The 11,466-nt window shown below is 74.3% G+C and carries 13 protein-coding genes; 9 read left to right on the plus strand and 4 right to left on the minus strand.

Going from position 1 to position 11,466, the window contains the following annotated elements; all coding sequences use genetic code 11:
* Positions 1-17: 17 nt before the first annotated feature.
* From EDJALFJO_RS06560 to EDJALFJO_RS06575, 4 genes are all read right to left on the minus strand, one after another.
* A complete protein-coding gene (locus EDJALFJO_RS06560; protein ID WP_088283411.1) occupies positions 18-419 on the minus strand; it encodes a DUF1801 domain-containing protein in 402 nt (133 codons plus the stop codon).
* 93 nt (positions 420-512) lie between these two features.
* Complete coding sequence (locus EDJALFJO_RS06565; RefSeq protein WP_088283413.1) at positions 513-1,595, minus strand: methyl-accepting chemotaxis protein; 1,083 nt, start codon at positions 1,593-1,595, stop codon at positions 513-515.
* A gap of 81 nt (positions 1,596-1,676) precedes the next feature.
* Entirely contained in the window at positions 1,677-2,273 is a 597-nt protein-coding gene (locus tag EDJALFJO_RS06570) for a hypothetical protein (RefSeq protein WP_088283415.1), read from the minus strand.
* Between the two features lie 31 nt (positions 2,274-2,304).
* Positions 2,305-3,855: a TIGR03560 family F420-dependent LLM class oxidoreductase gene (locus tag EDJALFJO_RS06575; RefSeq protein WP_158220313.1), complete on the minus strand. Its 1,551-nt coding sequence runs from the start codon at positions 3,853-3,855 to the stop codon at positions 2,305-2,307.
* Between the two features lie 91 nt (positions 3,856-3,946).
* Between EDJALFJO_RS06575 and EDJALFJO_RS06580 the strand changes: the two genes are divergently transcribed.
* From EDJALFJO_RS06580 to EDJALFJO_RS06620, 9 genes are all read left to right on the plus strand, one after another.
* Complete coding sequence (locus EDJALFJO_RS06580) at positions 3,947-4,561, plus strand: CDP-alcohol phosphatidyltransferase family protein (protein WP_088283419.1); 615 nt, start codon at positions 3,947-3,949, stop codon at positions 4,559-4,561.
* Between the two features lie 148 nt (positions 4,562-4,709).
* On the plus strand, positions 4,710-5,717 hold the full coding sequence (locus EDJALFJO_RS06585; protein ID WP_158220314.1) for a DUF881 domain-containing protein: 1,008 nt from the start codon (positions 4,710-4,712) through the stop codon (positions 5,715-5,717).
* A complete protein-coding gene (locus tag EDJALFJO_RS06590; RefSeq protein ID WP_088283423.1) occupies positions 5,714-6,046 on the plus strand; it encodes a small basic family protein in 333 nt (110 codons plus the stop codon). The genes EDJALFJO_RS06585 and EDJALFJO_RS06590 overlap by 4 nt, the downstream gene beginning before the upstream one ends.
* A gap of 10 nt (positions 6,047-6,056) precedes the next feature.
* Positions 6,057-7,637, plus strand: coding sequence for a DUF881 domain-containing protein (locus EDJALFJO_RS06595; protein ID WP_143448336.1), 1,581 nt, complete (start codon positions 6,057-6,059; stop codon positions 7,635-7,637).
* 113 nt (positions 7,638-7,750) lie between these two features.
* Positions 7,751-8,131, plus strand: coding sequence for a glycine cleavage system protein GcvH (gene gcvH, locus EDJALFJO_RS06600; protein ID WP_088283427.1), 381 nt, complete (start codon positions 7,751-7,753; stop codon positions 8,129-8,131).
* Positions 8,132-8,436: 305 nt separating this feature from the next.
* The gene (locus EDJALFJO_RS06605) at positions 8,437-8,910 is read left to right on the plus strand and encodes an FHA domain-containing protein (protein ID WP_088283429.1); all 474 of its coding nucleotides are present in this window, start codon (positions 8,437-8,439) and stop codon (positions 8,908-8,910) included.
* 52 nt (positions 8,911-8,962) lie between these two features.
* Positions 8,963-9,652 carry a MerR family transcriptional regulator gene (locus EDJALFJO_RS06610; protein ID WP_088283435.1) on the plus strand — a complete coding sequence of 230 codons (690 nt, stop codon included), beginning with the start codon at positions 8,963-8,965 and terminating at the stop codon, positions 9,650-9,652.
* A 111-nt stretch (positions 9,653-9,763) separates the two neighbouring features.
* The gene (locus EDJALFJO_RS06615) at positions 9,764-10,258 is read left to right on the plus strand and encodes a bifunctional nuclease family protein (protein ID WP_088283431.1); all 495 of its coding nucleotides are present in this window, start codon (positions 9,764-9,766) and stop codon (positions 10,256-10,258) included.
* A gap of 255 nt (positions 10,259-10,513) precedes the next feature.
* Entirely contained in the window at positions 10,514-11,128 is a 615-nt protein-coding gene (locus tag EDJALFJO_RS06620; RefSeq protein ID WP_088283433.1) for a MerR family transcriptional regulator, read from the plus strand.
* Positions 11,129-11,466: the final 338 nt, after the last annotated feature.

An 11,466-nucleotide genomic window follows, 5' to 3' on the forward strand; every position in this document is an offset into this window, starting at 1 on the left:
GCCTGGACGGCCGGCCGTCAGCCGGCCGTCCAGGCCCGGCGGACGAGCTCGGCGAGCACGTCGGTGTCGACGTCGGACAGCCGCTTGACGTAGAGGCACGCCCGGCCGGTGGAGTGCCTGCCGAGCCGGGCGAGCAGGTCGGTGTGCCGCTCGAAGCCCTCGAGGAGGTAGACGACCGTCTGCTGCTTGCGCGGGGAGAAGCCGACCGGGAACCACTCGACCGTCTTGCCCTGGCCGTTCTCGTAGCGCTTCAGGCCGAACCCGACGATGGCGTCGCCCCACATCACGGGTGCGGTGCCGGTCACCTCCGTGAGGAGCGCGCACACCGCGTGCGCGTCAGTGCGCCGGGCGTCGTCGGGGACGGCGGCCAGGAAGGCCTCGACGCTCGCGTCCGTCGGCTTCGTCTTCGGTTCGGCCATGCCGGTCCCGCCTCTCCCGACGACCCGGTGCCGTCGACACGGCAAGCCTGCCACCGCCGTCCGACACCGACCGCCGACGGGCGGGGACCGCGCTCAGCCGGTGACGACCGCCCGGAGCAGGCTCGCGCGGTCGGTGAGGTCCCGCGACGTCTGCAAGGTGGTCTGCGCCGCGCCCGCGGCGTCGGAGCTGACCCGCGCGACCTCGTCGATCCCGGCGCCCATCGCGGCGGCCACGGCGCTCTGCTCCTCGACCGCGCCCGCGATCGAGGCCTGCTGCGCCGCGACGTCCTGGATGAGCTCGACGATCTGGGTCATCGCCTCGTTCGTCGACGTCGTCTCGGCGACGACCGTGTCGACGAGCGAACGGATCCGCTCGGTGGCCTCGGCGGTGCGCCGGGACAGCTCCTTGACCTCGTTCGCGACGACCGCGAAGCCCGAGCCCGCGCTGCCGGCCCGGGCGGCCTCGATCGTCGCGTTGAGGGCGAGCAGGTTCGTCTGCTCGGCGATGCCACGGATGATGTCGGCGATCGAGGCGATCTGAGAGGTCGAGTCGACGAGCTGGCCGACGGTCTGCGACGCCGCGACGGTCATCGCGGACGCCTGCTCGGCGCCGTCGGCGGCCTTCGCGGCACCCGACGCGATCTCGCGGATGCTCTCGACGAGCTCCCTGGAGCCCTGCGCGAGGTGCCCGGACTGGGTGGTCGCCGTCCCCATCGACTCCTCGAGCAGCGCGCCGAGGGTGCGCAGGTCGTCGCCGGCCGAGGTGACCTCGTCGGCGAGCCGGTGCGTCTGCGCGTCCTGCTCGGTCTGCTGGGTGATGTTCGTCCACGTCACGAGGAACCCGCCGGGCACCTGCGCCAGTCGGCAGCGGGCGACCAGCCGGCGACCGCCGCTCACCGCCTCGATGTCCTCGAACGCGGGGTAGCGCCGGCTCGTGCGGACCATGCGTGCGAGCGCCGTCCGGAGCTGGGCCATGCCGTCCTCGCCGACGTCCGCGAGCGCGTCCTGCAGGGTGTCGACCGCGGCCCCGTTGCGGTAGACGATCGTGCCGTCGTCGGTCATGAGGAACAGCGGTGCCGGTGCGGCGTCGAGGACGGCGCGCAGGCCGGACGCCGACCCGAGCAGCGGGTGCTCGGCGGACGTGGGGCGGGCGGACCCGAGAAGGGTGCCGATCACAGCTGCGCTCCTAGGGTTCGACGATCGTCACGGTGGTCGTCGGCCCCCGGCGGCCCGGTCTTGAGGTCAGGGTCCTCGGGGTCAGGGCGTCAGCGTCAGCGACAGCGCGAGCTCGTCGAGCTGGGGCAGCCAGCGGCGTGCCTCGTCGTGGTCCTCGAACGCCGTCGACACGGTGACGACGACCGGGTTGCCGTCGTCCTCGAGGACCCACGCGTAGGCGATCGCGTCGGTGACCGTCGCGCCGTCGAGGTCGTCGGGCTCGTCCATCGTGACGAACCGCTGGACGATCCGGCGCACGGGCCCGGCGGGGGAGTCGAGGAGCCGCTCCTCGGCCGGCAGCTCGAGCAGCTCCTCGGGCATCCGGAGCTGGGCCGCGACCTCCTCGAGGGTCTGCGCCCCGGGGAGCGACTCGGTGCGCAGGGTGACGACGGCGAGCGGCCCGTCGTCCGGGTCCGGGTGGAGCAGGAACGCCATGAACGGGGCGGGCTCCTCCTCGTGGAGGGACTCGACGACCATGACGACGGCATGCACGACGGCGTCGAGCAGGTCGGCGTCGGCCGGCACCCCGGCCTCGGCCCAGCGCTCGCGGACGACGCCGGGCACCCAGGTCCGCGGGGCGCGCTCGAGGTCGACCTCCACCCAGTAGGTGGTGTCGAAGGACAGGTCGACCTGGGTCACGGGGGCTCCTCGTTCACGGGAGACGTCGGGTTCACGGGACGTCTGGTCCACGGGACTGGCGGGCGGCTGCGACGACAGCGCCGTAGTGCTCGACGGCGGGGGAGTCCCAGACCCCCGCGAGGCTCACGACGACGTGCTGCACCCCGGCGGCCCGGAGCGCCCCCACGCGCAGGACGTGGTCCTCGATCGTCCCCGGATGCGTCCAGGCGCGCCAGCGTGCCTGGCCGCGGGCGGGTGCCCGGCGGGCGACCTCGTCGCGCAGCGATGCGGCGTCCGGGGCGACGAGGGCCGTCGACAGGTGGGTGACCTCGACGTCCGCCGGGTCGCGGCCGACGTCCGCGCAGTGCCGCCGCAGGACCTCGACCTTGTGCCGGACGGCGTCCGGCTCGCCCGTGAGGTTGCACGCGTCGGCGTACTGCGCGACGAGCCGCAGGGTCCGCCGCTCGCCGCCGCCCCCGACGAGGATCGGCACGTTGGCCTGGAGCGGCCGCGGGTAGCACATGGTCTCGGGGAGGCGGACGACGCGGCCCTCGAACGGCGGGGAGCCCTTGCCCCACAGCAGCGGCAGGGCCTGCAGCGCGTCCTCGAGGAGGTCGAGCCGCTCGGCGGCGGAGCCGAAGGGGTAGCCGTAGGCGGTGTACTCGGGCTCGTACCAGCCGGCCCCGAGCCCGCACCACGCCCGGCCGCCGGACAGCACGTCGAGGGTCGCGACGACCTTGGCCAGGTGACCGAGGTTGCGGTAGCCGACGGCGTGCACGAGGCAGCCGAGCCGGATGCGGGACGTCGCCGCCGCCAGCGCGCCGAGGGCGACCCCCGGCTCGAGCATGTCGTCCCAGGGGCGGCCGACCTGCGGCACCTGGCGGAAGTGGTCCATGACCCACAGCGAGTCGAAGCCGGCGTCCTCGGCGGCGCGCGCGACCCGGGGGAGGTGCTCCGCGAGGCCGGCGGCGCCGCCGGGGCAGTCGAACGCGGACAGGTGCAGGCCGAAGCGCATCGTGCCGGTCCCGGGTGCCGGCCCCGGGGTCTCGGGGACGGCCGGCCCCGGGACGGCGGGCGGCTGCGGGCGGGACGTCGTCCGGCCTGTCATCGACGGCGGGACGACACGGACCGGCTGCGCGACGACGACCTCGTCGAAGCCCTCGCCCGGCAGCGCCGCCCGGACCCGGGCGAACGTCTCGAGCTGCGCGGACAGCACGGCCGCGGGGACGCGCCGCTCCCGGGCGGCGTTGCGCCGGCGGCACTCCGCGGGCGGGGTGTCGACGACGACCGCGACGCAGGGGACGCCGTGCCGCGCGGCGAGGTCGCGGCACCACTGCCGGTCCTCGGCGTCGAACCCGAGGGTGTCGACGACGGTCGTCAGCCGCCGCCGGACCCGGGCCGCGACGACGAGCCGGAGCACCGCGAACGCGTCGGCGCTCGCCGACTGGTCGTGCTCGCCCTCGCCGACGACGGCCCGCAGCCGGTCCGACGACACGACCGCGTCCGGGCCCACGTGCTCGTGCGCCCACGTCGACTTCCCCGAGCCGGACGGGCCGACGAGGACGACGAGGGTGCCCTCCGCGAGGCGCGCGACGTCTGCCACGACGCCACCCTGCCGCATCGGGCGCAGCACGTCCCGGCCACGCCGAGGGTCGTCGTCCGAACCGGCCCGAGACCTGCGTACGCTGACCGTCGTGACCTCCCCGGACGACAGCGGCACCGCCGCGGGCGGGCCGCAGGCCGCGGTCGTCGACCAGGTCTGGACGCTCCCCAACGCGCTGAGCGTCCTGCGGCTCGTGCTCGTCCCGGTCTTCGCGTGGCTCATCCTCAACCGGTACGACGGCTGGGCGCTCGTCGTCCTCATGACGAGCGGGATCTCCGACTACCTCGACGGCCGGCTCGCCCGCGAGTGGGGGCAGGTCTCCCGGCTCGGCCAGCTGCTGGACCCCTTCGCGGACCGGCTGTACATCCTGTCGACGCTGCTCGGCCTGGCGTACCGCGAGGTCATCCCGTGGTGGCTCGTCGCGGCGGTCGTCGGCCGGGACGTGCTGCTGGCCTTCACGATCCCCGTGCTCGCGCGGTACGGGTACGGGCCGCTGCCGGTCTTCTTCCTCGGCAAGGCAGCCACCCTCAACCTGCTCTACGCGTTCCCCCTGCTGCTCCTCGCGCAGGGCGACAACGTCGCCGCGACGGTCGCCCAGCCGGTCGCCTGGGCGTTCGCCTGGTGGGGGACCGTCCTGTACTGGTGGGCGGGGTGGCTGTACGTCCGGCAGGTCCGGGCCGTCGTCGTCGCCGGCCGCACGGCCTGACCGCACGGCCTGACCGCACGGCCTGACCGCACGGCCTGACCGCACGGCCTGACCGCACGGCCTGACCGCGCCTGCTCCGGACAACGGGTCCGCCGACCCGTGCCCGCCGTGTCGGTGCGGCGTGGCAGCATGACCTGCGATGGCTGGGGTGGCGGATCAGGACGTCGCGGACGGCGGGCAGCCGGCGCCGCGGCCCGCGGCGTCCCGGCGTGCCGGCCGCGCGAAGACGACCCGGCCGCGCCGCGTCGACGAGTCCATGACGCTGCTGCGCGAGGTCATGGAGCGCCCGCTCGACCCGGGGTACGCGACCGCCGCCGAGCGACGCGCGGCGGGTGCCCGCCCCCGCGGCGGCCTGGTGACCGTCGTCATCGCGGTCGTGTGCGGGCTCGTCCTCACGTGGAGCGTCGTCGTCCTGCGCGCGCCGAAGCCGGACGCGGTCGCCGCCCGCGCCCTGCTCGTCGAGCAGATCGAGGTCCGGACGAAGGCGAACGACGCGGCCAAGGCCCGGATCGAGAAGTACCGCAACGAGGTGCGGCGGGCGCAGGACCGCGCGCTCAGCAGCAGCGGGGACTCGGCGGCCGCCGCGGCCGCCGCGCGGCTCGGGATCATGTCCGGCGACGTCGCGGTGACCGGCCCCGGGCTGCGCGTCCAGCTCGCCGACGCGCCCGGGAGCGCCGACGGCATCGGTGCCGGTGGTGACCCGCGCGGCGACTCCTCGAGCTCGGACGGGCGCGTCTTCGACCGGGACCTCCAGACGATCGTCAACGGGCTCTGGGCGGCCGGTGCCGAGGCCGTCTCGATCAACGACCAGCGGCTCACGTCGCTGTCGGCGATCCGGTCGGCGGGGGAGGCGATCCTCGTGGACTACCGCCCGCTCGTGCCGCCCTATGTGATCAAGGCGATCGGTGACCCGACGAGGATGCAGACCGAGTTCGCCGGCTCCACGGCGGGCGCGTACCTGCAGTCCCTCCAGGACAACTTCGGCGTCAAGGCCGACCTGCAGGTCGAGGACGCGCTGACGATCCGGGCGTCGGGGACCCTCGCCCTGCGCAACGCGACGCCCGAGCCGTCCCCGACCCCGGCTGACCCTGCCACGCCATCGGCGCTACCGTCGGCGGCGACGAACCGTTCGAGCTCCCCGGAGGCCACCCCGTGATCGCCGTCCTCGGCCTGGTGCTCGGCATCGTCGCCGGGCTCTTCTTCCAGCCGGCGGTCCCCAGCGGACTGGAGCCGTACCTGCCCATCGCGGTCGTCGCGGCGCTCGACGCCGTCTTCGGCGGGCTGCGGGCGGTGCTCGACGGCATCTTCGACGACCGGGTCTTCACCGTCTCGTTCGTCTCGAACATCGTCGTCGCCGGCCTCATCGTGTACCTCGGTGACCAGCTCGGCGTCGGCTCGCAGCTGTCGACCGGCGTTGTCGTCGTCCTGGGCATCCGGATCTTCTCCAACGCCGCCGCGATCCGCCGTCACCTCTTCAAGGCGTGAGCGGGCGACGATGAGCGGCCCCGAGCAGCCCCGGATCCCCGGCATGGACGACGACGAGCCCGAGGTCGGCGCCGTGCCCACCGACGCCGTGCCCACCGACGCCGTGCCGGACGAGCTGGACGACCCCGACGCCGTGACCGACGTCCCCGCGCAAGCGCCGGCCGACGGCGAGGTGCCCGGGGACGACGGGGCAACGGCTCCCGAGCCGGAGCCGCAGACCCCGGCGGCCGCGGAAGCCGGGCCGGAGCCGGACGCCGAGGCGGGCGTCGTGCCCGAGCCCGACGTCGCGGCCGCGGACCCGGCCGACCCGTCGGCGGGGCCGGATGCGACCGAGGCCGACGAGAGCACGGTCGACGAGGGCACGGCCGACGAGGGCACGGTCGACGAGAGCGACGACGTCGCGCCGGACGCCGACGCGGTGCCGGACGACGAGGTCGCGCCGGACACGTCGGGCGGGCCCGTCGACGACGAGCCGGACCCGTCCGTGCCCGAGGCGGCGCAGGCGTCAGCTCCGGGCGACGAGACCCCGGGCGACGAGACCCCGAGCGACGAGAGCGCGGTCGACGAGAGCCCGGTCGACGACGCGCCCGCCGAGGAAGCACCGGTCGACGAGGCCCGGCACGAGGGCGACGCGGTCGACGCGACCGTCGTCGACGACGAGCCGGTGGTCGACGACGCGGACGACACGGGCGACACCGACGACACCGACACCGACGCGGACCGCACCGACGAGGCCGGCGCGGCGGACGGCGCCGTCCCGGCCGCCGAGCCCGACACGGACGAGATCCCGCTCCCGGCTGCTGCCGCGGCCTCGACGGCGGAACCCCGCCCCACGTCGTCCACCCAGCACCGCCCCCGCGAGCGGGCCCGGTCGCGGCTGCTCTCGGCGATGCGCCCGAAGGCGAACCGGGGTCAGCTGCTCGCGGCGCTGCTCTGCGCCGGGCTCGGGTTCGGGCTCGTCGTCCAGGTCCGGGCGACCCAGACCGAGGAGCTCGACCAGCTGCGGCAGAGCGACCTCGTCCGGCTGCTCCAGCAGGTCAACGACGAGTCGGAGAAGCTCGCGAGCCAGGAGGCCCAGGCCCAGGCGGTCCGGGAGGACATCGTCGGCAACGCGGCGACGGGCCAGGTCACGTCCCAGCTCGCCAAGGAGCGCCTCGAGGCGCTCGGCGTCCTCACGGGGACCGTCGCCGCCACCGGGCCGGGGATCGAGCTCGTCATCACCGACCCGAAGAACGAGGTCGACGCCGCGACGCTCCTCGACACGCTCCAGGAGCTGCGCGACGCCGGCGCCGAGGCGGTCCAGATCGGCCCGGTCCGGGTCGTCGCGAGCACCGCGTTCGAGGATCTCGACGGCGGTGTCCGGGTCGGCGCGGAGCCCGTCACCCCGCCGTACCGCTACCTCGTCATCGGGGACCCGCAGACGCTGTCGGCGGCGATGAACATCCCCGGGGGTGTCCTCGACGTCCTCGCGCAGAAGGGCGCGAAGGGCGAGGTGAACGAGGTGAAGGCCCCCGACCGTGTCGAGATCACCGCGTTGCACGTGCTCCCGACGCCTCAGTACGCTCGCCCGGCCCAGGACGGCGCGCCGTAGCCGTCCGGCTCGTGCGCACCGGCCGGGGCCCCGGACCCGCCCGCAGGACATCCCGCACCATCCGCAAGCACCAGCCCGCAGCACGACCGCGACGAGGAGAGGCACCAGCCGAGATGGCCGACTTCACGTACCCCGAGGACCTGCGCTACACGGCCGAGCACGAGTGGGTGCGCATCGACGGCGACCGGGCCCGGATCGGGATCACGAGCTACGCGCAGGACGCCCTCGGCGACATCGTGTATGTGACGCTCCCGGACGACGGCGCGACCCTGAGCGCGGGCCAGACCTGCGGCGAGGTCGAGTCGACCAAGAGCGTCAGCGACATCTACGCGCCGGTCAACGGTGCCGTCGTCGGCCGCAACGAGGCGCTCGACTCCAACCCCGAGCTCGTGAACACCGACCCGTACGGCGAGGGCTGGATGTTCGAGGTGAGCCTCGACGGCGAGCCGTCGGGCCTGCTCAGCGCTGCGGAGTACCAGGCCCAGCTCGGCTGACGCACGGCGGCGCGGCATCCTCCGGTCGGAGGATGTCCGGGCCGCGGGCCCGGCGTGCCGCAGGCCGACGCGCGGGCGGGCTGTCTCGACCATGCGTCGAGGGTTAGTCTTACGGTCTGCTGACGCGCGCCGGCTGGTACGCGTCCTGTCAGGGTGCGGCCAGGCACCCGGCGGGGACCAGGGGACGAGGAGGCGTGATCCACATGCCCGATCTGCCTGATCCGGCTTCGGGGGGACCAGCGGCCGAGGGCGGCCGACCGGTACCCGGACCGGCCGACGGTGCAGGGGTAGAGGAGGAGCAGGCGATGTCGGTTCCCACGTACGACCACAACGCTGAGCAGGGCTCGCCGTTGGGGCCGGACACCACGATCACGCTCGGGGCGATCTCGGCGGACGCCGAGGCCCCGGTCTCGCGGCTGTCCCCGGCCGACCAGGCCGCGATCGACGCGCTCCCGGCAGGGTCGGCGCTGCTCGTCGTCCAGCGCGGCCCGAACGCGGGCGCACGGTTCCTGCTCGACGCGGAGAAGACGACGGCCGGCCGCCGGCCGGACAGCGACATCTTCCTCGACGACGTGACGGTCTCCCGCAAGCACGCCGAGTTCGTCCGCCGGGACGGCGCGTTCGTCGTCCGCGACGTCGGGAGCCTCAACGGCACCTACGTGCAGCGCGACCGGATCGAGGAGGCCGTCCTCCGCGACAACGACGAGGTCCAGATCGGCAAGTTCCGGATGGTCTTCCACCCGAGCAAGCGCACCGCCGGCGGCGTCGGCGGGTGGTGACAGCGCCTTGGTGAATGCCGCGTTCGGGCGCTCGACGGCGCCGCGCGCGACGATGAGCATCGGTGAGGTGCTCGCGGAGCTGCGGCCGGAGTTCCCCGACGTGACGATCTCGAAGATCCGCTTCCTCGAGGACCAGGGGCTCATCGAGCCGGACCGGACGCCGTCCGGGTACCGCAAGTTCTCCTCGGGGGACGTCGCGCGGCTGCGCTACGTCCTCGCCGTGCAGCGCGACCACTACCTGCCGCTGCGCGTCATCCGGGACCACCTCGAGGCGGTCGACCGCGGGGACGACCCGCCGTCGCTGCCCGGCGGCGTTCCGCGGCTGGCCCGGCTCGTCGCCGAGGACGGGGAACGGACGGACGGCGCGCGGGTCGACGTCCGGCTCACCCGGTCCGAGCTCGTCGAGTCCGCGGACATCGCCGACGCGCTCCTCGACGAGCTGGAGTCCTTCGGGCTCGTCAGCGCGCGGCCCGCCGGCGTCTACGACGGGGACGCCCTGCTCGTCGCCCGGACCGCGGGCGAGCTCGCCCGGTTCGGCATCGAGCCGCGGCACCTGCGGACGATCCGGACGGCGGCCGACCGGGAGGCGGCCCTCGTCGAGCAGGTCGTCGCCCCGCTGCGGCACCAGCGGGCCGGCCAGTCCGGCGCCAAGGCGGACGAGGTGGGTCGCGAGGTCGCCTCGCTGTGCGTCCGGCTGCACGCGACCCTCGTCCGCGCCGCCGTGGAGCGACAGGGCTCCTGAGCCCTCCCGTGCCACCGGAGGGCCCGCGGGTCCGGGCCGTGGCCCCGCGTGTCGCGCAACGGGTCCCGGGTGCCCGTCGCGCCTGTCCCGGCCCCGGGGTACGGTGGCGGAGTGCGGGAGCTCGATGTGGTGGGTGTGCGGGTCGAGATGCCTTCGAACACGCCGATGGTGCTGCTGCGCGAACGCGGCGGCGACAGATACCTGCCGATCTGGATCGGTGAGCACGAGGCGAAGGCGATCGCCCTCGGGCAGCAGCAGGTCGTCCCGCCGAGGCCGCTGACCCACGACCTCCTGCGCAACGTCATCGAGGCGCTCGGCCGCCGGCTCGTCGAGGTCCGGATCGTCGCGATCAAGGACAACGTCTTCCACGCCGAGCTGCACTTCGACGGCGGGCTGACCGTGGGCTCGCGCTCGTCGGACGCCATCGCGCTCGCGCTGCGCACCGGCACCCCGATCATGGGCACCGACGAGGTGCTCGAGGCCGGTGGCGTCGCGGTCCCGGACGAGGACGAGGACGAGGTCGAGAAGTTCCGGGAGTTCCTCGACAACATCTCGCCGGAGGACTTCGGCGAGGAGGCCCCCGGGCCCGGCTCGTCGCCGTCCTGACCCCCGCGACCCGCCGGGACGCCGCTGACCAGGCGTTTCACCCGTCCGGGGGAGGCGCACGCTCCGTCGACACGCCGATCACGGCGCGTCGTTCACGACACGCCGGAGTGGCGCCGGGCCCGCGTCGTTGACGCAGGTGGGGGGCGGGCCTACCGTCTGGAGAGGAAAACGTCCTCGCTGTAGTTCCACCGCTGTCGTCCCTTCCGGGCCGGCGGACCTTCCCCCGGGTGCGAGGACGACGGACAGGAGGTCTTGGTGAGCGGCTCCAGCGACGCCACCGGCACGACGGGCCGTGCGAAGCAGCCGGTGAACAAGATCCCCGAGCGTGCCCAGGGCCTGCTCTTCACCGAGGACCTGCCCGAGCTCGACGAGCAGGTCGGCTACCGCGGTCCCATCGCGTGCCGCGCCGCGGGCATCACGTACCGCCAGCTCGACTACTGGGCGCGGACCGGGCTCGTGGAGCCGGGTGTCCGCCCGGCGGGCGGCTCCGGCACCCAGCGCCTCTACGGCTTCCGCGACATCCTTGTGCTCAAGGTCGTCAAGCGGCTCCTCGACACCGGGGTCTCGCTCCAGCAGATCCGCACCGCGATCACGCACCTGCGCGACCGCGGCGTCGAGGACCTCGCCGAGATCACCCTCATGAGCGACGGCGCCAGCGTCTACGAGTGCACCTCCGCCGAGGAGGTCATCGACCTCGTCCAGGGCGGTCAGGGCGTCTTCGGCATCGCCGTCGGCCGGGTCTGGCGCGAGGTCGAGGGCAGCCTCGCGTCGCTGCCGGGCGAGCGGGCGGACGACGAGCAGGAGGGCGAGGCCGTCGTCGACCCGTCCGACGAGCTCGCGCAGCGTCGCAAGACCCGCGCCGTCGGCTGAGGTCGCGCGCGTCGCCACAGAACGCTCGAAGGGCCACCAGGGAGACCTGGTGGCCCTTCTGCGTGTTGCGAGACTGGTGGACGCTGCCCGGGGGGTGTCGGCGTCCTCTGGCGGGGTTCGCACCTCAAGGGGGGCGTCCTCTGGTGTGCGAGGCACGCTACGTCGGCGTCCTCTGGCGGGGTTCGCACCTGAAGGGGGGCGTCCTCTGGTGCCAGACGCACGCGTCCCCGTCCTCTGGTGTGAAAAGGACCCCACATCGCACTTGGCCTCAATCGGTGAGTGCAACGCCTTCTGATGTGGGGTGTTGTCGATGGCGTACTCGCTGGAGGCTCGTCGTG

Source organism: Kineosporia sp. A_224 (assembly GCF_002198655.1).
In the GTDB taxonomy this organism is placed as follows: Bacteria; Actinomycetota; Actinomycetes; order Actinomycetales; family Kineosporiaceae; genus R-H-3.

Excerpts from the sequence above, each read along its gene's own strand:
- EDJALFJO_RS06560 (WP_088283411.1), bottom strand. The coding sequence starts at position 419 with ATGGCCGAACCGAAGACGAAGCCGACGGACGCGAGCGTCGAGGCCTTC.
- EDJALFJO_RS06595 (WP_143448336.1), top strand. The coding sequence starts at position 6,057 with ATGAGCGGCCCCGAGCAGCCCCGGATCCCCGGCATGGACGACGACGAG.
- gcvH (WP_088283427.1), top strand. The coding sequence starts at position 7,751 with ATGGCCGACTTCACGTACCCCGAGGACCTGCGCTACACGGCCGAGCAC.
- EDJALFJO_RS06605 (WP_088283429.1), top strand. The coding sequence starts at position 8,437 with ATGTCGGTTCCCACGTACGACCACAACGCTGAGCAGGGCTCGCCGTTG.
- EDJALFJO_RS06610 (WP_088283435.1), top strand. The coding sequence starts at position 8,963 with ATGAGCATCGGTGAGGTGCTCGCGGAGCTGCGGCCGGAGTTCCCCGAC.